Here is a 22741-nt window from a genome sequence, read left to right as displayed (position 1 = left end):
GAGGGAGCCTGCCCTAGGTCTCCTGCTTCGCCTCTTCGGCCGCCAGCGCTTCGGCGTAGTCCTGACAAGCGTCTAGGACCCGCATCACATTGGCGCCCCAGAAGAGCTCGAGTTCATCTTCGGTGTAGCCGCGACGAAGCATTTCTACGGTGATGGGCATCATTTGTCCAATGTCCATGGAGCCTTCCACGCCGCCGCCGCCATCGAAGTCGCCGCTGATCCCGACGTGCTCGATGCCCATCACCTCCACCATGTGGTCGATGTGATCAACGACTGCGGAAACGGTGCTGAGCGGTTTGGGAAACTCCTGCTGGATGGCTACGTATTCCTCCACCGATGCGACTTGTTCCTCCTCTGTAAGCTCTTTTCCACTACGGTACTTCTCGAACCAAGCTTTCATTGCCTCGCTGCGTTGCTCGTTTTCGGGAACTTCCATCATGTAGGCGCTAAACATGTTCATTTGCACTACGCCATCGCGGGCGGCGATTTCCTTGAGCAGCGCGTCGTTCAGATTTCGCGGATGCGGCCAGCAGGCGTAGCAAGCGCTGTGGGAGGCGATAATCGGCGTTTCCGAGAGCTCAAGGATGTCCCAAGCTGTCTTGTCCGAGGCGTGGGAGATGTCCACCATGATGCCGAGTCGATTGCACTCCTCCACGGCCGCTCGACCAAGGTCGGAGAGCCCCATGTGCAGATTTCCGTCGGGATCGGTGGAGGAGTCCGCGAGATCGTTGTTTCTCGAATGCGTTATGCCGAAGTAGCGAGCTCCCAGCTGGTGGTAGTCCCTTAGCAAGTCGATGTTTCGACCGATCGTATAGCCATTTTCAATACCGATGAATACCACGCGCTTTCCTTCTTCGCGAATGGCGTAGGCCTCTTCCGAGCTGGTCGCGATCGCCGCCAATGCGCTGTGCTGCTCGACTGTGTCGTGGATGAGCCGGGCGATCTCGAATCCCGACGCGATGGCGTTGGCTCGGCCTTCGTGGGTGAGCTCGCCTTGTCCGACGTAGATGACGAAAAAACCGCCATCCATTCCCCCCGCTTCCATGCGAGGAAAGTCCACTTGGCTGGCATGGTCGTGCCAACTGTGCTCGTCCGAAATGTCGAAGCCCGGTCGCTTGAGCACGATTGGCACGTCCATATGCGTGTCGATGGTCAGGCAGGAGTCGTGGACTTCCTTTGCGAGCTCGAGCAACTGGGCTTCGCTCCAGTCGTCTCTTGGCGTCCTCTCGGATTTGTCGGCGAAGGTTGCGGTCGCAATGCTTGTCGCGGCAAATACGGTGAATGTGTATCTAAGAAGTGGATGCATAGCTATTTGGTCTGGGAAGTCGAGGTTCGAGATCAGCTCGAGCAGCCGCGGGGGAGGGGCCGCGGCTGCTTTTTATGGTGTGGCGAGGAGGGTAGGGAAAGGCCGTTTCCTTGAGGTGGTTTCAGTTGTAACTTAGGTCGCATCCGGAAGGCGTTCTAGTATCCGATCGCGGTGGAGTCCGGACGCCTGGGATCGGAGCCCCCGTAGAAGATCCCATCTTCAAAGGTCACGGAGTTTGCCGTGCCCATGGCTCGGCCTTGTCGAACCTCGTAGCCCATCTGTTCGAGGAGGGCGATGGTGTCCGGGCTGACTCCTTTCTCGACCCCGAGCGTATCGGGAAGCCACTGGTGGTGTATCCGAGGAGCGGCGACGGCTTCAGCGATGTTCATCTGGTGTTCGATCACGTTGAGGATCACTTGAAGCGAAACGGAGATGATCTGGCTGCCTCCCCGACTACCTGTCAACAGGACCGGCGTCCCGTCTTTCAGCACGATGGTCGGCGACATGGAACTTAGCATGCGCTTTTCAGCTTCGATCGCGTTGAACTCGCCCCCGATCAGCCCGTAGGCATTCGGAACGCCGGGCTTGGACGAGAAGTCATCCATCTCGTTGTTGAGAAAGAACCCAGTACCGGGCGGCATGATTTTCGAACCGAAGGTGAAGTTGATCGTATAGGTGTTCGAAACCGCGTTTCCATATCGATCCATCACGCTGAAGTGGGTCGTATCCAACCCTTCATGAATCGGCTCGCCGGGGAGTATGTCCACGCTTGGTGTGGCCCTGTTGAGGTTCATCTTTTCGCGAATGGTGTCGGCGTAGGATTTTGAGGTGATCCACTCCAGCGGGACCGGGTTGAAATCGCTGTCGCCAAGGTGCTTGGATCGGTCAGCGTAGGCGTATTTCATGGCTTCCGCCATCAAATGGATGGAGGCGGCGCTGTTGTGGCCTTTGCTATGCAGGTCGAGGGGCTCCAGAATATTCAGAATCTGTACGATATGGGCGCCGCCCGAGCTGGGCGGAGGCATGGATACGATTTCGTAGCCTTTGTAGGTGCCGCGTACCGGATTTCTGAATACGGGTTCATAGCGGGCGAGATCCTCATGGGTGATGATTCCGCCATGCTTTTCCATATCGGAAACGATCAGGTCCGCGATCGCTCCCTTGTAGAAGGCGTCGGGTCCTTCTTTCGCGATCAGCTCCAGCGTATCCGCCAGTTCGGGAATCGAAATCAGGTGGCCGGGTGGGAAAGGGACGCCTTCGTCGTCGTAGAAGTAGGCGAGAGCGTGCGGGGCGTGCTTTTCCACGCGTTCCTTCCCTGTTTTAAGCGATTGGTAGAGATCCTCGTTCACCGGAAAGCCATTCCGAGCGAGTTTGATCGCTGGCTGGATTGCTTCGGCCAGAGAAATCGTACCGTATTTTTCCAAGGCCGCGGAGAGTCCGGCCACCGTGCCTGGCACTCCGGCTGAAAGATGACTGTAGCGGGATAGCTCTTTGTCCACCTCCCCGTCGGGGCCGAGGTACATGTCGCGTGTCGCGGCGAGCGGAGCCTTCTCGCGATAGTCCAGCGCAACGGTGGCGTTTGTATCCGCGGAATGGATCATCATGAACCCCCCTCCGCCGATGTTTCCCGCTTGAGGGGTGGTGACCGCCATGGCGAACGCAAGCGTGACGGCGGCGTCCACGGCATTGCCGCCGTTTTTCAGAACTTCGAGCGCTGCTTCGCTGGCTCGTTTCTCGCGGGAGGAAACCATGCCCTGCAATCCGGTTTCCGGGTGCCGCGTCGCTTCGCTGTTGTAGATGGGAGGTTCCGGCGCGGCGATGGAAAGCGAGCACAATGCGGTAGCCGCCGCCCCGATTTGAATAAGGCGTGAATAGTTAGACATCTTTTTGGTGTAGCAGTTCGCTAGCAGACCGTGCGCCGTAGGCAGAGCGAGCAAGGATTTGAGGCCTTCTCCAGGGCGGTTTTTTTGAACTACCTCAGCATCGACCTGCGAGCATGTTCCCCTGTCGCATGGGGCCTATAAAAAATCTGCATGCAAATGAACAAAACAAGCGTGGTTCAATAGCTGTCCATTAGGATCCGCACTTCGTCTGAAGTTGTTCAGGCATATTACAAACTAAGATAGGAGGAGAAAAAATGCTTAAAACGACTGTATCCATTCTAGCCATCGCAGGGGCGTTGGCAGCGACTTCAACTTTACACGCTCAGGACGGCCAGTGGTCGTTTTCGGTGCAAGGGGGGCCGGTGTATTCCACAGGCGGGGACGTGCATAGGGGGCCGTCGTTTGATGGTTCGGTTCTGCTGGGACTCGATCCGGGAAGCCTTCCGGTGGATGTCGACGCAAAGAGCTTCGACGACGTCTACGGCGATTTCATGGAGTTGTCGGTCGAAGCGATCTATCGGAAGGACAGCTCTCTGTCGTATTTCTTCGGGCTTCGTCAGATGCAGTCGGACGAGGGTATCCTGAGAGTGGGTACGGTGGCGGACAGTCTACCGCTCAACGGCCGCTTTAGCGACTACGACGATCTTGGTCTGTATGGTGGCGTTCGCTACCATTTTGTGACTGAGAGCAAGTGGCAGCCTCACGTTTCGGTGCAGCTCGGGATCAAGGAGGTGGACGAGATCACCGCTTCGTTCTCGGTGCCGGATGTGACGTTTGTTGATCCCTACCAAGGGGCTTTGACCAATGCCGCCTTCTATGACGACTCGACCGTGTGGAGCGGCGGTATCGGATTTGGTCTCGACTACCGCGCTTCCGAGACGGTGGTGCTCGGAGTGGAAACGGGTTTCTACATGCAGGAAGCTCTCGACGACAACGATTCCGTCTTGGATGTGCTCGGTCTAGGGGCTTTGAACGACGAAGGCGATATGGAGTTTATGCCTCTTCGTTTCGTGGCCAACTTCGAGTTCTAGCCTGAGCCGCATGGAGGCAGTGTCGTTCCGACCGGTTTTAGTTCATCAGTTAAGTAGGAAAACGAAGCGTCACCCGTTGGGGTGGCGCTTTTTTTGGCAGAGGGATCCGGTCAAGGCAGTCAGGAAAACACGTTGATGACCTGCGACTCGCACATGCCAAGCAGGCCCCACTCCCCAAGCTCGCGCCCCAGTCCAGAATGCTTCACTCCACCGAAGGGCGCGGAGATGTCCGCTCGCCTGTGTCCGTTGATGCCCACTCGTCCACATTCAAGTTGGGTGGCGATGTCGTATCCAAGTTTTGGGTTCGAGGTCCAGATGGAAGCGGATAGGCCGAAATTTGTCTCGTTCGACCATTCGATGGCTTGATCGAGCGTCTGGTAGGCTACGATCGGCAGGATGGGCGAGAACTGCTCTTCCTGAACCAGGGGGTGGTCTTGAGGCAGGCCGGTGGCGATGGATGGCGGGAAGAAGTAGCCACCGTCGAGTGGAGGAAGCTTTTCGCAAAGCAGGGTTCCGCAGGAGGACTCCACTAGGGACGACAGGTGCTGAGCCTTTCTCTGCTGGTCATGCGTAGTGAGAGGACCAATACGCGTGGACGCATCCAGTCCGTTTCCCACCTTGAATCGAATGGCCTCCTTGCAGAGAGCCTGTATAAGCTCTCTCTGTTTCGTCTCGTGCACGTAGACGCGTTTGATGGCGCTGCAGACCTGGCCGGCGTTTCTCCACGCCGCGTCGAGCAGCGAGGACGCGATGGATCCCACAGGCGCGTCCGGAAGCAGGATCGCGGGGTCGTTGCCTCCGAGTTCCAAGGTCACGGACTTGAGCTCCTCGGCGGAATCTTTCAGCACGCATTGCCCGGTTGATACGGAGCCGGTGACGGAGAGTTTTCGAATCGCAGGGTGGCGGGAGATAAGGGATCCCAGTTCGTCGCCACCTGACACGGTGTTGAGCACGCCAGCGGGGAGCGTCTTGCGCAGCGCCTTGCCAAGCAGCAGAGGGGAAAGCGGAGCGTAGGGAGACGGCTTGAGTATCACGCAGTTTCCGGCGAGCAAGGCCGGGGCCAGCTTCACCACCGCGGTTCCGATCGGAAAGTTCCAGGGCGTGATCAGCCCCACTACGCCAAAAGGCTTGTGGATGAGCACCGTGCGTGAGCGTTCGTTCTGGCCGAGCACCGAACCGGGAAGCGGCATCTTGGCGTACTCCTCCAGGACGCTTTGGGCGTAGCGGACCTCGCTGCGAGCCTCGGCCAGTGGCTTGCCCTGCTCGCGCGTGATGGTCATGGCGAGCTGCTCCTCTATTTCGCCGATGCGCTCCGCGCAGGACAGCAGCGCGTTGCGCCGCAGGTTTTCCGAGGTGGCCCAGTGCTTGAACGCTTTTTGGGCGGAGCCGATGGCTTCCTCTAGATCGCTGCGGTGGCAGATGGGAGCGTTGGCGAAGGCTTCCCCCGTCGCTGGATCGATCACTTCAAAGCGCTCATCTCCAGGAAGCGAGCGTCCCCCTATGGTCATCGTGCTCAGAAGCGATTTTGCCATCCCGATATCCGTTTGCGCTGCGTTCGGTCTTCTGGCCTCCCTAGCGCATGATGGCGGCGCTCGCTTCGATTTCGATGAGACCGCCTCCGACGATCGACTCCACGGGCAGGGTGGTCAAGGCAGGGGCGTGGTCGGTCTTGAAGTATTGCTTGAACATTGTCTCCCATGTTTGGATACGCTTATCCAAGGATTTCGAATCGGAGGTGGTTATGTAGGCACGAAGCTGAAAAACGTCCTCCAGGCTCGCTCCAGCCCTGTCCAGACGGGATGACAGCGAATCCATGGCGGACGCCACTTGCTCCTTCATGCTCCCTTCCACGGAAGATATGCTGCCTGCCAGAAAAAGAATGGAAGCGTCGGGGGAGACGGCTTTTCCCGCCGATGCGATCGGCTGATTGTCCATCACGGAAGGCGAGCTGCCGAAGGAAGCGGTTGCTGACTCAAAGGTGGTGGCATCAATTTCTGGATACGCAGCATAGTATTCAATGGAAATGTTCTGGTTTCGATAGTTGTAGCCAGGGGTGGACATCACGGTACGCGTGGGCCGGTTTGGGTTTTGGCTGTTGTTGAAGTACTTGGAGTACTCGGAATTGAAGGCAGCGAAACTCTTTCCTATGGAGTCCTTTCCTGGATACACGCAGGCTCTCATGAAAAAGACGTCTTCGAAGCCGAGCCCTGCTAGCTTCAGCTGTTCCGACATTTGCTTGAACAGGGAATCGGACTGCTGGGTGATGTTTCCGTACATATGGAATCCGGGAGGAGCGTTCGGGATCATGGACTGGGGACGCACCGAAGAAGAGAAGAAAAGCCCGGTGGAGCCCTCGGTCGCCTTTCCCGTGCTCATTGGCCAAGCGGGACGGCCGTAGGATTTCCAGCGATCGCTGGTCTCGGTGCGGCTAAGGCGCGTGTAGCGTTCGTGCTGACGAGATCCCGCCACGTTGGGGCCGCGTCCATCTGGAAAGACGCAAGTGAACTCCACTTCCACGCGATAGTCGGAATGGAAAAGACGAGCGATGCCAACCGTGGTGCGAGCGGGCTTGTGCGGGTTGGTGAGGGTGCCGAAGAACTCGGAGAACGCCCGGTTCCAGCCATCGAAATCCGCTTCCGGGTCCGCCACGATGTACGCGCGCACATTGGCCACGTCGCGGAGCGTCAAACCGACCTCCGCCAGGTCCTGCGTCAGTTGCGTGAGCACGGCGTAGGATTGCTGGTAGGTGTCGCCATACCGGTTTTCGACGCTATTCTTTGCGATCTCCTTCATCCGAGGACTCGCAGTGACGCCCCAGGTGAAGAAGTACTCTGACCCCGGAGCGACCTCCACCGCGTCGGCGTACGGTAGCTCGTCTGTCTCGTAGGAGTGGATACGATCATTGGTCTGGTGGCCGATGACGTGCAGGCCGCCGTAGCAAGCCACTGCCGTACCAAGGATGCCGAGAACGTATCTGAGCTTGTGATTTGGAAGTATCTTCATTCTGGATACCGTAATCTCTTAGGATCGATTGTCCGTGGCGTAGGCTTCCTGGCCGTGCTCGGAGATGTCCAGCCCGATCGATTCCTCCTCCGCGCTCACGCGGACTCCCATGACCAGCTTGATAAGATAGAAGACGATGAAGGAGAAAATGAAGGCGAATAGCGCGTAGGATAGGGAGCCGATGAGCTGCCATAGAAAGGTCGCTTCACCGAAAATGCCCACAGCGAGCGTGCCCCACATGCCGCATACCCCGTGAACGGAAATGGCGCCTACCGGATCGTCGATCTTCAGCTTGTCAAAGAAGAGTATGGAAACCACCACCAGGGCTCCGGCGATCGCTCCGACCAGGACGGCGGGAGCGGGCATCATGGAATCAGCTCCTGCGGTGATGCCCACCAGGCCCGCCAGCACGCCGTTTAGACCCATGGAGATATCCGGTTTCTTGAGCATGATTTGAGTCACCATCATGCAGCTCAAGCATCCCGCTGCTCCGGCCAGGGCGGTATTGGTCACGACTAGTCCGGTCATTTCCGGATGGGCGCTGAGCACCGAGCCCCCGTTGAAGCCGAACCAGCCGAACCAAAGGAGAAAGACGCCGATGGCCGCCAAGGGCATGCTGTGGCCGAGGATAGGACGGTTCGAGCCGTCCGCTCCGTATTTTCCAATGCGCGGTCCGAGGATGAGTACGCAGGCGAGAGCGGCGAATCCGCCGAAGGAGTGAACGATGGAGGAGCCGGCGAAGTCGTGAAAGCCGTTGCGATCCAGCCAACCTGCTCCCCATTCCCAGGAGCCCGCTACCGGGTAGGCGAAACCGACGATCAACACGGTGAAGACCATGAAGCTGCTGAGCTTCACGCGTTCGGCCACGGCTCCGGAGACGATGGTGGCGGCGGTGGCGGCGAACATTGCTTGAAAGATGAAGTCCGTCCACCAGCTGTAGTTGGCGTATTTGGCGCTCATCAGGTCCAGGTAGTCCTCCGGATTCACTCCGATCCAGAAACCGAAGCTGGCGAATCCGTTGAATTCATATCCTGGATACATGGTTCTGAACCCGAATAGAGCGAAAAGCAGCAGCCCGCTGCTAATGACGAACAGGTTCTTGAAGAGGATGTTGATGGTGTTCTTCGAGCGCGTGAGGCCGGATTCGAGCGTGGCGAAGCCCAGGTGCATCATGAAGACCATGGCGGCGCAGACGAGGAGCCAGAGATTGCTGATGGTGAAGAAGGATTCCTCGGCGGTGATCGTGTCGATGTATTCGTCGTAGGCCCCTTCAGTCACTCTGTGCTGAGCGAGTAGTGTGGCATCGAATACGGAGCTGACAGCGAGCGCCGTCAGCACGACGAGAAGGATGGATTTCAGGCGGGGAAAGGTGCGGTTCATTTGGAAGCGGTTTCTTTCGTTTGAAAGCTGTTCAGGTATTGGAGGAGGGCGTTGATTTCCTCGTCGGAAATCATTTGGCCCCATGCGGGCATGCCTTTTTCGACGATTCCGTCGCGGATGCTCTTTTCTATGTTTTCGACGCTGCCGTCGCCGTGGTGCCACTTCAGGTCGAAGAGGTTGCTTGGAGAATCGATGGTCGGATCCTCCGGACCGTGGCAGGCCTGGCAGAACATGGCGTAGGAAGCCCGTCCTTTCTCGACGAGCTCCGCGTTTAGAGTAGGGGAGTCTTCCGCCTCAAGGACGCCAAGGAGCAGGCTCGAAGCGAACGCGGCTCCCAAGGCGCCTGCGAGGCGCTTAGGAGGCCATTGCGCGTTCATGGATGCTCTTGGTTGTCAATCTTGCGGCTTCGAAGGCCCCAGCCTGCCAGCCTCCTAGGTGGGAGGCCCAGCTGGCAGCTATGTACAGTTCGCCTTCCGGTTTTATGAGAAGTGGGTAGAAGGTCTTGAGCATGGCCTGGGGGAAGTGGGCGAGGCAGCCCTCTATGTGTGGAAGTGTGGCCCAGTTGATGGAGACGGCGTTTTCGAATTCCTCGCGGTATTGGGGATGGATCTTTTCCCCGTAGGATAAGGCGAACTCGGTTCGCTCTTCGGGCGACATCTTTCCCAGCTGATCCGATACAGGGCCGAAGGTGTAGTAGCCGCCCATGACGCCTTTGCTGCCTAGGAATCCATTTGATGGATACCAAACTTCGGCGACGGGAAGATTCGTCCAGGTGATTCCGCCGAAGACGCGATCGTCCTCCTCCCAGAAGCGCCGTTTGAATTGCATGCCGATCTTTCCGGAGTTCTGGAACGGAACGATGTTGAGCGTATTTTTAAGCATCGGCGAAAAGTCCGTTTGCAGCTTCCGCAGGATGGTCGGTGGGATGGTGCAAACGCAGAAATCGCCGGTGAGCTCCTTGTCCTCTCCCTGGTGGGAGTAGACGATGCGCGAGCCAGGATCTGTTCGGCGGATCTCCTTCACTTGGGCTCCGTAGACGATTTTGCCTTTCAGCTTTTCGGCCAAGGCCATCGGGATCTTGTCCATGCCGCCCTTGGGCGTGAACATTTGGGACTGATACTGGTACTCGTTGGCCCGATGAAAGAGGTTGCCGAATCCCGACTGAAGCAGTTCGGAGAGTTGGTAGGGGTCGTCCATCTCGCCCTCCTGCAGGCCGCCGCCCGGCCATACCTTGTAGCCGCGGCGATTGTGGCCGGTGTATTCATGGGATCGATTCAAGCCGCCTTCATAGTGGAGAAAGTCCAGCAGCGCTTCCTTGTCTTCGGCTGAAAGCTCCTGATCGAGCTTGTCCTGCTCGGCCACCTTAGCCAGCAGTTCGGCGGTATAGCCCCTAAGGTCTGTCTTGACTTCACGGATACGCGTGCGCTTGCCAGCGAGCGGACCAACGTCCCCCTCGCTGTAGTAGAACGCGTTTTCGTTGAGGTTCACGAACGGCTCGATCTCCACGCCCAGCTCGCGGCAGTAGTCCATGGTGACGTGCCATTGCGGAAAGCGGGAGGGGCCCGGGTTGTAGTAGAGCCCCTCGTCGAACGCGCAGGTTTGGGAGTACCCGTTGGTTTCCGTAATCTTGTCGCCCCGACGGATCGTGATGCTTCGTCCACCCGCTTTGGCTCGGGGCTCGAGTATCACGCAGTCGAAGCCCAGCTTTCCGAGCTCGTAGGCGGTGGTGAGTCCGGCGATGCCCGCCCCTAGTATGAGGACGCGCTTCTTGGACTTGTTTCCAATGTGGGGCAAATCGGAAAGATCGGCACCGAATCCGGTGGCTTGGGTGAGCAGGCCAAGCGCGGTCAATGTGGTGAAGGCACAGCCGCCGTACGCTCCGACTTGCCGGATGAAGTTCCGGCGAGTGAGTTTTTCTGGTTTAGACATCTTTTTGTGTGAAATGACGCGCTGGGCGTCGTTCGATGTCGTTCAGCAAACGTCGTGCCGATCTAGAACAATTTGCGATTTTAGGGATGCGTATCAGTCGTTGATGCAGGGAGCGCTGAGCGATTGGCCCGTTTTGCAACTTTATATAAATGGGAACGGAGCTCGTGTAGTGATTATTTGGAACAAAAACCGAAATGGGCACGGCCTATGCTTTCAAGAGCCCTCGTCTAAACCAAACGAAAGTAACAAAAAGATGTCTACAAAACTGGATTCGAATGAATCGGGCCTCCGCCCGTTCTCAAAACTCGCGTCGCTTTTCGTAGCGGCGACTCTGGCTGCAGCGCCTCACGTAAGCTTTGCCCAGCACGAAGTTGACGATGACGCGGGCGATCGCGGCCCTATCAAGATCAATGGAAACGAAAACGCCTTCGGTTACTCCCAGATGGCCATGATGGCTATCATGCAGGAGCTGCCCGATATCAATCGGTACGCTTGGGAGGAGACCAAGGCCCTCATCGATGCGATTGCAGCTCGCGAGCTCGTGCCAGCCGACTACGTGGTACCGACAGCCGGCTCGGGACCGGTGCTGCAGATGGCGGCGATGGCCTACGCTGCGCCCGGAAAGAATGTCGTGTCAGTGGAGCCTGGATACACGCAGCTTGTTAGGACCTTTGAGGCGTTTGGCGGCGATGTGAAGACCGTGCCGTTGAACGACAAGCTGGAGTACGATCTCGAAGCGCTCAAGGGGGCCATCGATGAGGACACGGTGATGGTCTACCTTTGCAATCCGAACAATCCGACTGGAACCACGGTCGATCCGGATGCTTTGAAAAGCTTCATCAAGGAGCTGCCCGAGGATATCGTAGCCTTCGTCGACGAAGCCTACCTCGAGCTCGCCGACGGCGGCTTGGAAAAGAACAGCATGATTGGCTTGGTCCGTGAAGGTGAGAACATCATTCTCGCCCGCACGTTTTCCAAGGTTTATGGCATGGCGGGTTTGCGTGTTGGATACGGTATCATGAAGCCTGATACGAAGTCCAAGCTGCGCAAGTTCAGCATGGGCGGACCGAACAAGCTCGGTTGCGTCGCCGGTGTGGCGTCCTTGCAGGACACGATGTTCTTCGAGGAAAGCGTAAACAGCTACCGCACGGTGCGCAAAATGGTGACCGACAAGCTCGACGAGCTCGGCGTGGAGTACGCTGAGCCGCAAGGAAGCTTCGTTTTCATGAAGACCGGGATCCCGATCGAGAAATTCCAGGAAATGATGGAAGCTGAGCAAGTGCTGGTGGGTCGACCGTTCCCGCCGATGCTCGATTGGTGCCGGGTGAGCATCGGGACCGAAGAGGAAATGTCCACCTTCCTCAGCGTTTTCGAAAGCGTCATGCGTTCGCAGGGCAAGATCTAAGCGGGGTTTCATCGATCGATTTGTGAGTTAACTTCGAGGCGGGCGGAGGTCGTTGCTAGACGCCTTCAGCCCGCCTTTCTTTATGCAGTTTCAAGATGAGGAATAAGACGCGTCGCCAATGGTTGAAGCAAGTGGGGCTCGGTACCCTTGGGTTGGGTTTGAGCTCTCGGGTGATGGGGCAGGCTGTGGATGCGGCTGCGGAACGCATCGCACGGTATCCAGAGCTAAAATACATAAACCTCGCGGGAAACGAAAATCCCTTCGGGCCTTCGCGTCGCGTCACCTTGACCATCATGAAGGAGGTTTCCAACAGCTGCCGCTACCCATTTCGCGAGGAGGTTATTCTGAAGGAGCGCATCGCGGAGTTGGAAGGTGTGGATCCTGACAACGTTCTATTGGGCAACGGTTGCGACGAGATTCTCTCCATGGCGGGGGACGTCTACGGAAAGCCGGGCGCGACCTTGGTGGCGACGCAGCCTACCTATCTTCAACTGATGCACTATGCGGAGAAAAACGGGGCGCGCGTGGAGTGGGTCCCGCACAGCGAGAGCATGCATCATGATTTGTCGGCGATGTTGAAAGCGGTCCACGAGCAAGAGGCCGATCTGGTCTACGTCTGCAATCCGGACACCCCTAGCGGCACCGTTTTGCCACCTAGCGAAATACGTTCCTTTTGTATCCAGGCTTCGGAACATTGCCCGGTGTTTTTGGATGAAGTCTATCTGGAGCTGCTCGACGACTACAGGCAGCAGACCCAAACGGCTCTGGTGAAGGAAGGCTACCCGGTTATCATCGGGCGGTCGTTTTCCAAGATGCATGGCTTGGCGGGACATCGAGTGGGCTACGCTCTGGGGCGCCCGGATCTGCTGGAGGCGCTGGAAGAGCGGCGCATGTCGAGCCTTGGCTATCTAGGGGTGATGTCGGCCATCACGAGTCTGGACGACGAGCGGTTTCATGAGGAGTCGCGTCGCCTGATTCGTCAAGGGCGGGAGCGGTTCTGCTCGCTGCTGGAGGATCTTGACCTGGCCTATACGCCGTCGGTCGGAAACTTCGTTTTCCATCGCACCGGTATCGAAATCCGGGCGTTTCAAGCCTTGATGAAGGAAAAGGGGTTTCTGGTAGGCCGTCCCTTCCCCCCTTACGACGACTGGTGTCGCATCAGCATCGGCACGGTGCAGGAGATGGCGGCGTACGAGGAAGCCATGAGGGAGGTGTTCGCCTAGCGCGACGACGTGGAAGGGTTCGTTTCTGGCACTGCTGCGGAGCGCCCTGAGACGAACGGGCTCAAGGCATCCTCCGCCTCCGGCATTACATGAGGCGCGTCAAGGTGTTTTCCTGTAGATCGGAGATATTTGCCTTAATTATGAGAAAATTTCCCCTTGGCGGGGGCATATTTGAATTGATTCCATGTTAGGGCAGCTATCCAATGAAGACGGTTTTGGCACGCTGTTGCTGGCTGTTTTCTAGACATCTTCAGGTAGCAATCTGTGTGCCAGAGCCCCAATGGGGCTCTTAAGCGCTTCGCATCGAGCTACTTTTCCAGTTTCGCGGCGTACTCTGGGCTGGATTTTTCCTCGGCTCCGTCGATGGGCCGGCTCAGAGCGAAAAATGCCGCGCTTGGCAGCAGGGCCAAACCCGCGGCCAGCATCAGCAAATCCGCGGAGACGACGGGGAAGAGCAAGCTCGCAAAGGAGACGCCGATCGCTCGACCAAGGTGGTTGCAGCTTTGAGCCATGCTCATTCGCAGCCCTTTCAGCGTGTCTGGGCCGGAAAGGTTGAGCAGGTGGTGGATCGACGGGATCCGTAGGGCGATGGCGCCCAGAGAGAGGGCGAAGAGGAAGGCGGCCCAGCGCAGGTCGTGAAAGGCGATGAGGAAAAGCGAGAAGAGGACCGCGTTGACCAGAAAGGAGATCGCTGCGTTCTTTTCGGGAGCCCTGCTGGCGTTGCGCTGGCTCATGTAGGCGAGGGCGAAGACTTGGGCTAAGCCTGCGAGGATGTACATGGGCGCGATCTGGTAGGGCCGAAGTCCGGCATCGTCGAAAAGCCATTGAGCGAATGTGACGTAGAACAGCGAGGTCGCTACGAAACTGATCCCGCTGGTGGCGATAAGGCCGCGGAAGCGCTTGTTGCGAAAGAGCGTCTTGGTCTCCTGCCCGTAGCGTTTGAAACTGTAGTTGGGCGATTGATACCGATGAGTGGCGGAGGGAAGCAACTGCCGCGCGAAGGGCGCCAAGACTAGAGCGAGGATTCCGAGATAGGCGTTGAGAGCGAGGTAGCCACTTAGGTCGATCAAGGCGATGCCGAGCGGTATGGCGATGGTTTGTCCGATGGCGTAGCCCGAAAGGCTGCGTCCGATAAGCGGTTGCTGACGCTCGCGGCCAAAGGAGTCGCTCAAGAGAAGCGAAGGAAGCCCGGTAAGCAGACCGGCGGAAAAGCCGGCGCATGCTCGCAGGAAAAGCAGGGTCTCGAAGGTGGTTGCGAAGGGGTGGAGCGAAAGGGTGATCCCTAGGGAGATGAGACCGAGCAGAAGGGCGCGCTTGCGTCCATAGAAATCGGATACGGGTCCGTTTACGATGGCTGACACAGCGGCGCAAAACGGAAATGCCCCCAGCAGCAAGCTGAGCTGGGAGGCGCTGAACCCGATCGACTTCGCATGCATGGGAAGCCCGATGATGGAGAAGGAGCTTTGCGAGGAGGAGATGAGCGTAACTAGGAACAGGGTTAGCCAAACCCGCAGCTCCTTGCCATTCGAGGGGGACGCTGAAGGGAGTTGGCTAGTCGAGCTCATCGAGGCGGTGTCGCTTGTCAGCGGCGGAGGGCTGAAAGTGGAAGCGGTGGATTGCATGCGTCGCTCGTGGCCTTCCGGACCTCGGACTAGAAGCGTTGGCGAAATCCGAAGACGCCGATCCAGGAGCTGTATTGGTTTCTGCTTACGCGGTAGGGCGAGTTTTCGAAGGAGCGTTCCGGATGGTTGGTGAGGTTCGAAAGCCTTAGGTAGAGCGACCGGCCATCGCTTAGCTGGTAGCTGGTGTTGAGCGAAGTCGTGATGAAGGCCTTGCGGTAGACGTCTTCCTCCTCGTTGGTTCCTACGTCGTCCAGGGCGGCGCTTTGGTAGGTGACGGTGAGATCGTTTCTGAGCTTTCCGACTGATCCGCTGAAGGTCGCTTTCAGCAAGTGCTCGGACCGCTCCGGAACGAGCATGCTCTCGGAACGGGTAGCGACTTGAGCTTCGGAATCCGAGTAGGTGTAGGCCAAGCTCAGGTCGCCTTTCTCGTAGAAGAGCGGTCCTTGCAGTGACTTCTTCCATTGGAGCTGCAAGCCTTTGATGGTTCCGGAATCGCCGTTTTCCACGCGGCTTACGCGGTAGTCCTTCGCGTCTCCGTTTTCGAGTATGCTCTCGGTGGATACGGCACCGTAGAAGAAGTTTTCAATTTCGATCAAGTAGGCTTCCGCGGAAAACGCGCCGATGCGCTCGTTTTCGATGGTCCATGCGAGCCGAAAGTTGTCGATCAGGGTCGGCTGAAGCAGAGGGTTGCCCTCGGATATGCTCTGGGTGGGGACGCTGATGCGGCGGTAGTCTACGATGTTGAAGTACTGTGGACGCATCAGAAGCTGGAAGTAGGAGGCTTTGATCGAGGATTCTCTCGAAAGCTCCTTCCCGATCTCGACGGAGGGAAGGAGATTGTCGTACGAGTTTCCCGAATACAGATCTTTTATGACGTAAACGTCTCCGTTGTTCGGATCGATCAGCTCTTTGAGGAAGGCGCCTTCATCGGGATCGTTGACCGCCTCCGGGATCGAGTTCGTCCCTCGAGTGGCGGTTTCCGTGCGCTCGTACCGGAGGCCTGCTTCGATGCTCCAGTCGTCGATCTGGGTGAGTCCTAGGATGTAGCTCGAAGTGACGGTTTCTTCGGCATCGTAGGCCTGGGGGAGGGATTCGAGTTCGGAGCGGTAGGAGCTGAAGGCGAAAAGCTCGGGGTTGCTTGCGATGAGTTGGCGACCCTTGAGTGGATCGAGTCCGCTTTGCAACTCATATCGGCCATCGAGGATGGTGCCAGCGGGTTGGTCGTAAGCGACTTGATCGAGGTTGAAAGGGTTTGTGGAATCGGCGGTGAAGACGTCTCTTCCCTCCCGGACGGCCCGTTCCTTCTGTCGCCAAAGCAGGCCGGTTTGTATCCAGTAGGCGCGCTCGCCGATCTCGAGGCGCCGCTCGGCGTCGATGCGGCCTACTAGATCTCGGTCTCGTGTAGCGTTATCATGGATACGCACGCTGGAGAAACGGGCTGTTTCCTGATTCGTTGGGTCGAGGTTGCTGCTTTCCACTATCGGGAAATAGATGGAGCTGGCATCGTAGCTGAGATCGACTCCAGTGTCGTTGAAGTTCCAGTTGTACCACGTTCGATCCAGGTCCCATTTCTGGGAGTAGACGGAGTAGTCGACATTCCAAACCGATCCCTCGTAGCTTCCTCCGAACGTGGTGTGCTGGCGGCTGCGCGTATTGTCGGTGTCTCCGAAGTAGCGTCGCGTGCGGGCGTTTGTCACGTCCGCTTTGATGATCGAGCCGTCCTCTTTCGCATCGATGCTGCTCGGGTCGATAACGCCCGCCGCCACCTGGTATTCGATGCGGTTTCGGTAGGAGTTGTCGAAGTAGTCCTGATAGTAGGTCTTGAAATAGATGGCGTGGTTTTCGGTGAGCTGGTGGCCGATCTGCAGCGCTCCCACTTGGTTGCGGGTGAAGATGGAGTCGAAGGAGTAGCGAGGTCTATCCAATTGGAAGAGCGGATCGGAGCTGTCGCTGAAGTAGGGCTTCCACACGGCTTCGTAGTGTTCGATCAAGCGATCGGACGCGTTGCTGCGAAACTGGGCGGAGAGCGTCCAGCGATCGGAGAGAGGTTTCGTGAAGCTCAACTCCGCTCCCGGTTCGGCGATTCCGGAGAGGTTGTTGTAGTTCAAGCTGGCCCCGACCGTGAAGGACGCCGACGAGCGATCCAGGGGATTGTGGGTGGGAAAATACGCTCTGTAGTCCACCCCTTCTGCGTCCGCGTCAGCGCCGGGGCTAGAGCCTAAGTCACCAAAAACCTGATACTCCGAAGCGATCGGATTTCGTTTCACCAGGATCCGTCCACGCTCGCGTGGACTCGAGTTGGTTTCGTCTGCTCCGAGAGAGCGAGCGGCGCTTTGCTGCGTCGCGGTCTGGTTCTTGAGGGCGGGTTTGGCGTTGAGCTGGATCGGGCTATCGGCTGCATGGACGCAACACGCAATAGCCGTTCCCGCCACCGCGTGAGGAATGCGTTGGAAAAGCTTCATCTAGACATCTTGGTACGAGGCGACAGCGGGTGCCGCCCTGCGTGGCCGCTAGCATCGCATGCGCCACATTTTCGGAAGAGGACGACTTCTTTGCGCTCGGCGCAAATGTTAGGTGGAAGTGATTAGTTCCGTCTCGCTTTCGTTGCTCGATTTTGATCTTTCCGCGATTCGAACCTGCTCGTTCGGAGAAGCCTTTCGGAGCGATGCTTCAACGCTGGTTGGAGCCCCGGTCGGTGTGGATCGAGTCCCTTTATAATAGTGCTGCGTCAGGTCGTCCTTGTTCCGTCGAGTCGATGTATTGAAATTAGTGATACGCTTCTGGGAGCTGGGCTCGCGGTCGCGTCGCTCTGCCTGTTTTGACGCATGCGAACTACCTAGCGGGGCTCGGCGAAACTTCGTAAATTGTCTAATTGAACTTAGAAGCTGGGTTGTTGGCATCCTAACTGCTCAAGGGGTTTTGGTTTTAAGCAAAACTCAAACCTACACAAAAAGATGTCTAAACTAATACCGCTCGATGCGGGATGCGAAGCTATGCGTTCGCAGCCGCATGACTGTGAGAGGTCTGTCGCAATGACTCCTCTTGCTAAGGCAGCCACGGGACTGGCGATTCTCGGAATCGCTGCTGGTGCCGTCGCTCAAGAAAGCTCCACCTCTGGAATGGAGGTTTTCGAAACCTTCACCGCGGTTGGCCAAGGCGAAAGCCGCGCTAACAACTCGCTGAACCTGGAGGCCCTCGAAATCGCTATGCCTGGAGCTCTGCCGGAAAAGATGGTGGACAAGGTGCCTGGTGTGAACGTTGTTTCTCGTGACCCGTTCGGCTTCTACGAATTCGGAAACGACATTCGCGTTCGCGCCTTCAGCGTCGCCAATCTCGGGGTTACGCTCGACGGCGTGCCGGTCGGCACCAGCGATCCCCGCTACGGAACGCCCATCGGACGTATGGTCGACTCCGCCAACCTGACCACTATCAAGGTATCGCAGGGCGCCGGTGACGTGACCACGCCCGCCTACCAGGCGCTTGGCGGCTCGCTGCAGTACTTCACCAAGGATCCCTCCCAGGAGCAGGGCGCCTATGTTAGCGCCTCCTATGGCAGCTTCGATCATATCAGCTTGTTCGCTAAGTACGAGACGGGTGAAATCGTTCCTGGCCTGACGGGTTACGTCAGCGGATCTCACTTCGAGTTCACGCCTCGCGGTCTCGACGGGCTGGGCAAGGGTCTGGCGCGTCGCTACGAAGCGAAGTTCAAGTACGAGGCTCCTTCCGACAAGATGGATATCACTTACGCCATCACCTACAACGACCGTGACGACTACGATACCTCCGGTTTGGATTGGCAGGAGTGGCGGGACGCTGAAGCGGGCAACTATCGCGGTACCGGATATGGCTACCGTGAATACACGCCCTTCGATTTCCCGAACATCGATGGCGGCTACTGGCAGTACGGCGACCTTTCCGATCAGGGACGCAACCTTGGTCCGCTCAAGTACATCGACTCCTCGCTTCCGGCGGGCGAAGGCGTGAACGCTGTCTATTACAATCTGTGGCGTAATGGACGTATGGATACCTTGCAGCGCATGAAGTTCGATTTCGATCTTGATGATGGCAAGGACCTCAGCGTCGTGACCTACTACCAGGACAAGAACAACTACGGTCTCTGGGGACGCGACAACGCCTACGCGCAGACGCAGGTCCGGGCCGCTTACTCCAACGATCCCGATCGTACCGACATCTGGGCTCAGCCTTGGTGGGACGCTGAAGGAAACGCGGTGAGTGAGACCGGAGAGATCGTCGATCCCTACAGCGACGAGCACGCCCTGGTCGCTCCAGGCACTGCAGCCTACACTCCGGCAGTTTACGACGAAGATGGCGCTCTTGTGACGCCAGCTACGACCTTCGTTCCAGGCGTCCCTGGCCGTACCGGTCGTGACGAGAACTTCGGTGGCCATCGCTATGGCGTGACCGCTTCCTACACCTGGGAAACGGAGAACAACAAGCTCATCGTGGGCGGCTGGTACGAGTTCGACCACCATGGCACGGAACGTCCCAACTACAATCTTCAAGATGGTGGCAGCATCCTGGGCTGGTTCAACTACGACCAGTTCAACTTCACCAACTACACTCGCTACATCGATCAGGATGTCATGCAGTATTGGATACAGGACACCTTCACCACTATGGACGGAAGGCTTGACATCATCGCCGGCGTCAAGGGCATCAAGCTCGATCGCGACGCTCGCGGCTTCCTGAGTATCTCCGAGTGGCTGATCAATGAGGAGACGCAGCGCTCCACCACCTACGACGACTACTTCCTGCCGCAGTTCGGCCTCCTCTACACGCTGAACGACAATACTGAGCTGTTCTTCAACTATTCCGAGAACATGGCGACTCCGAACTCCGGTACCATCACTACGGCTGGCGACACATTCGATCCGGACATTTTGGCTCCCGAGTACTCCGACAACTTCGACATCGGTGTTCGTGGCAACATCTGGGGTGGCAACTACACGCTGCAGGCTTACAAGATCGAATACACCGATCGTATCCTCGCTTCCGCTGTGCCGATCGACTCGGCCAATGCTGGAGCTGCTGGTAACAGCCGTTATCTTAACGTAGGCGGTGTTGACTCATGGGGCGTCGAGGCATCCGGCGACTTCAACACGGGCATCGAAGGCTTGAGAATCTCGGGTTCTATCGCTCTGCAGGAAACAACCTTTCAGGAAGACCTCTTCGACGGGTTCACCGATGAGGAAATGAACATCCCAGGCAGCTACCGCACCGAGCCGAATCCGCAGTCCACCGGACCGGACGACGCGTATCTGCTGTTCCAGGACATCGGTGGCAATGACCTCGGCAACACGCCGTTTCTCACCGCGAACTTCGACGTGATCTACCGCAAGGGGCAATTCCGCTACAACTTCGGCGGAAAGTACTTCGACGATGTCTACGTGAACACCTTCAACACCCAGCCCGTCGATTCCTACACGGTCTTCGACGCGGGGATCGCGTATTCGGGCAAGTCCGACACGCCGCTCGAAGGTTGGCAGGTGTCTCTCAACGTCAGCAACCTGTTCGACCAGTACTTCTGGTACGCTCGTTCCTACAACGACGAGGACGGTCAGGTGCTGGCTGATCGTGGACGCAACTTCGTGCTGAAGCTCGAGACGACCTTCTAAGGGAAGCTTGCTCTGCTCGGCCTGCTCAAGCGGGCCGTTTAGGTTGATATAGAATTAAGACCCGCGGCGGAGTCGGGTAGCTCCGCCGCGGTTTATCAGATCAGATTTATCTAAGTAACTAGATCGAAACCCGCTCGATATGAAATCTCCCTCCGGAAAACAACACCTGAAAGCCGCCCTCTTTGCAGCTATCTTTCCTGCCGCCGTGTATTCGCTAAGCGCGGACACTGTGAAGCAGACGCAGAACGCATTGAGCGAGTGGATCTCGGTCGAAAAGCAAATCTCTGAAGACAAGAGCGAATGGATCGCTCAGAAGGAAGTGCTTCAGAATTCAATTGAATTTATGAAAGGCGAGATTGGTCGCCTCGAGGAAGCGATCGCTTCGGCGAAGGAAAACGCTTCGGCTGGCGAGAAGAAACGTGCTGAGCTTGACGAGAAGAAGGAAGTCCTCGACGCCGTCACCGCCGAAATGAAAGCCGCCGTTTTAGAATACGAAACCCGCGTGAAGAAGATGGCCGAAGGCTGGCCCGTGGCGTTTTTGGATACGGTGGATACCTTCCTGGATCGTATTCCGGAAGAAGAAAAGGCGGAGGATGCTCCCCTGACCATTCGCCTGCAGAACGTGGTGGCGATCCTGTCCCAGTTCGACAAGTTCCAGTCCGCCATCACCAAGGACACCGCGGTGCAGGACGTCGACGGCGAGTCGCGCGAGGTGACGACGCTCTACTATGGATTTAGCTATGCCTACTTCATCGACGGAACCGGTGAGTATGCAGGATACGGATACCCAACTGGTTCGGGATGGGACTGGGTTTCAGATCCGTCCCTCTCCGAGGATGTAGCTCAGTTGGTCGCGGTCTACGATCGCAGTACCGACGCGAGTTTCGTGGGGCTCCCTACCAAGATTGTTACACCCTAATCCATTCGACGACACACTAGCATGAAGACATTCTCATTGATATGCGCCGCAGCCTGTTTCGCGACGCTTCCGCTCTCTGCGCAGACCGCCTTGGATAAGGCCGCTGCCGATGCCGAAAAGAAACTCGAGGGAGCGTTGGCTCGCTTGTCGGACGTTCGCGAAACCATTGGCAAGGAGAAGATCCCTCTCAGCACGGAGCGCGACAAGCTGTTTTCCGATCTGCAGGAGCTGCGCCGCGAAGCGGACCGCGCCCAGCGGGTGAGCGACAACCAAAGCGCCGATCTCTCCAGCTACGAGAACACGCTCTCGCAGCAGCAGGAGATGGTGGACTACTTGATCAGCCTGAGCGCCGAGTTCGGGCGGGGATTGGGAGCCCAGCTGGACCCCTCGGAATTCGCCTTCTACGAGGACGAAATCTCCGCTTCCGAGCAGGCGGCCGAAGATCCATACATGACGCCTCTGGAAAAGCTTGGCCCGCAGAAGGCGGTTGTCACAGCCGGCCTGGATCGCATGGAAGCCCTTTCGGGCGGCGCTCTTTACACTGGAAAGGCTATCACCGAAGGCGGCCTGCTCGAAGAGGGCACCTACATCCGCTTCGGTCCGGTGACCTATTTCGCCAGCCAGTCGGGCAAGGCCGGACTGGTGCAGCAGGGATCGTCGATCGATCCGATCGTGCTGCCGATCGCCGATGGAGCTTTCGATTCGGGCATCGTAGCCGTAGCGAAGGGTGGGGAGGGCGTATTGCCTTTGGATGCCACGCTGAACAACGCCATGGCCATCGCTGCGACCAAGGAGACCTTGCTGGAGCACATTCAAAAGGGCGGCATCTGGATCTTTCCCATTCTCGGCTTCGCTTTCGTCTCGCTCGCGGTGGCCGCTTTCAAGGCCTTCGAGCTGATCACCCTGCCCAAGCCCAAGGAAGGCATCTTGGCCGAGGTGCTATCCAAGCTTGCGGAGAAGAAGAAGGACGAAGCCATTCACCTGGCGAATTCCGCCCATGGTCCGATGGGCCGAATGATTCAGCAGGGCGTTCGCTACAGCGATCACGATCCGGAGCTGGTGGAAGAGATCCTCTACGAATCGATGGTCGAAACGCAGCCTAAGGTCATGCGCCTGCTGCCGTTTATCTCCGTGACTGCAGCCGTGGCTCCTTTGCTCGGGTTGCTGGGTACCGTGACCGGTATGATCAACACGTTCAATCGTATCAAGATATTCGGTACAGGTGATGCCAAGTCGCTCTCCGGAGGTATCTCCGAAGCGCTCATCACCACCGAATTCGGTCTGATCGTAGCGATCCCGAGCCTCCTGCTCTACGCGATTCTCTCGCGCAAGGCCAAGGGCTATCTGGCTCGCATGGAGAAGATGTCCATCAGCTTCATCAACGGAATCAAAACCATCGGTTAA

15 protein-coding genes are annotated in these 22741 nt (G+C 57.6%); 6 read left to right on the top strand and 9 right to left on the bottom strand.

The annotated features are described in order from the left end of the window. Positions 1 to 13: 13 nt before the first annotated feature. Both QEH54_RS13690 and ggt read right to left on the bottom strand, forming a co-directional pair. Positions 14 to 1306, bottom strand: a complete 1293-nt coding sequence (locus QEH54_RS13690) for a membrane dipeptidase (RefSeq protein ID WP_309019254.1) — start codon at positions 1304 to 1306, stop codon at positions 14 to 16. Between the two features lie 155 nt (positions 1307 to 1461). After that, a complete protein-coding gene (gene ggt / locus QEH54_RS13685; protein ID WP_309019253.1) occupies positions 1462 to 3189 on the bottom strand; it encodes a gamma-glutamyltransferase in 1728 nt (575 codons plus the stop codon). A gap of 254 nt (positions 3190 to 3443) precedes the next feature. Between ggt and QEH54_RS13680 the strand changes: the two genes are divergently transcribed. Further along, positions 3444 to 4220, top strand: a complete 777-nt coding sequence (locus tag QEH54_RS13680; protein WP_309019252.1) for a hypothetical protein — start codon at positions 3444 to 3446, stop codon at positions 4218 to 4220. Positions 4221 to 4339: 119 nt separating this feature from the next. Here QEH54_RS13680 and QEH54_RS13675 read toward each other — a convergent pair whose 3' ends face one another. Genes QEH54_RS13675 through QEH54_RS13655 form a run of 5 tightly spaced genes read right to left on the bottom strand, consistent with a single transcriptional unit; the run spans position 4340 to position 10532 of the window. Continuing rightward, positions 4340 to 5752: an aldehyde dehydrogenase family protein gene (locus QEH54_RS13675; RefSeq protein ID WP_309019251.1), complete on the bottom strand. Its 1413-nt coding sequence runs from the start codon at positions 5750 to 5752 to the stop codon at positions 4340 to 4342. Positions 5753 to 5792: 40 nt separating this feature from the next. After that, entirely contained in the window at positions 5793 to 7223 is a 1431-nt protein-coding gene (locus QEH54_RS13670; RefSeq protein WP_309019250.1) for a RidA family protein, read from the bottom strand. 18 nt (positions 7224 to 7241) lie between these two features. Next, entirely contained in the window at positions 7242 to 8603 is a 1362-nt protein-coding gene (gene amt, locus QEH54_RS13665; protein ID WP_309019249.1) for an ammonium transporter, read from the bottom strand. Further along, positions 8600 to 8980, bottom strand: coding sequence for a cytochrome c (locus QEH54_RS13660; RefSeq protein ID WP_309019248.1), 381 nt, complete (start codon positions 8978 to 8980; stop codon positions 8600 to 8602). Before QEH54_RS13660 ends, amt begins: the two co-directional genes overlap by 4 nt. Continuing rightward, positions 8958 to 10532: a flavin monoamine oxidase family protein gene (locus tag QEH54_RS13655; protein ID WP_309019247.1), complete on the bottom strand. Its 1575-nt coding sequence runs from the start codon at positions 10530 to 10532 to the stop codon at positions 8958 to 8960. The genes QEH54_RS13660 and QEH54_RS13655 overlap by 23 nt, the downstream gene beginning before the upstream one ends. 253 nt (positions 10533 to 10785) lie before the next feature. On the opposite strand from QEH54_RS13655, the gene QEH54_RS13650 reads away from it, so the two are divergent. Both QEH54_RS13650 and QEH54_RS13645 read left to right on the top strand, forming a co-directional pair. After that, positions 10786 to 11937, top strand: coding sequence for a histidinol-phosphate transaminase (locus QEH54_RS13650; protein ID WP_309019246.1), 1152 nt, complete (start codon positions 10786 to 10788; stop codon positions 11935 to 11937). 95 nt (positions 11938 to 12032) lie between these two features. After that, a complete protein-coding gene (locus QEH54_RS13645) occupies positions 12033 to 13160 on the top strand; it encodes a histidinol-phosphate transaminase (RefSeq protein ID WP_309019245.1) in 1128 nt (375 codons plus the stop codon). Between the two features lie 308 nt (positions 13161 to 13468). Here the strand turns inward: QEH54_RS13645 and QEH54_RS13640 are convergent, their stop codons facing one another. Both QEH54_RS13640 and QEH54_RS13635 read right to left on the bottom strand, forming a co-directional pair. After that, the gene (locus QEH54_RS13640; protein WP_309019244.1) at positions 13469 to 14782 is read right to left on the bottom strand and encodes an MFS transporter; all 1314 of its coding nucleotides are present in this window, start codon (positions 14780 to 14782) and stop codon (positions 13469 to 13471) included. Positions 14783 to 14811: 29 nt separating this feature from the next. Further along, entirely contained in the window at positions 14812 to 17244 is a 2433-nt protein-coding gene (locus tag QEH54_RS13635; RefSeq protein ID WP_309019243.1) for an outer membrane beta-barrel protein, read from the bottom strand. 570 nt (positions 17245 to 17814) lie between these two features. Between QEH54_RS13635 and QEH54_RS13630 the strand changes: the two genes are divergently transcribed. The 3 genes from QEH54_RS13630 (at position 17815) to QEH54_RS13620 (ending at position 22741) form a co-directional block, all read left to right on the top strand. After that, positions 17815 to 20418, top strand: a complete 2604-nt coding sequence (locus tag QEH54_RS13630) for a TonB-dependent receptor (RefSeq protein WP_309019242.1) — start codon at positions 17815 to 17817, stop codon at positions 20416 to 20418. 139 nt (positions 20419 to 20557) lie between these two features. Continuing rightward, positions 20558 to 21337 carry a DUF3450 family protein gene (locus QEH54_RS13625; protein WP_309019241.1) on the top strand — a complete coding sequence of 260 codons (780 nt, stop codon included), beginning with the start codon at positions 20558 to 20560 and terminating at the stop codon, positions 21335 to 21337. Between the two features lie 21 nt (positions 21338 to 21358). Then, a complete protein-coding gene (locus QEH54_RS13620) occupies positions 21359 to 22741 on the top strand; it encodes a MotA/TolQ/ExbB proton channel family protein (RefSeq protein ID WP_309019240.1) in 1383 nt (460 codons plus the stop codon).

This window comes from Pelagicoccus sp. SDUM812003, assembly GCF_031127815.1.
Lineage (GTDB): Bacteria > Verrucomicrobiota > Verrucomicrobiia > Opitutales > Opitutaceae > Pelagicoccus.
The sequence above is the reverse complement of the archived record's forward strand: the minus strand, read 5'-3'. Positions and strand labels throughout refer to the sequence as shown.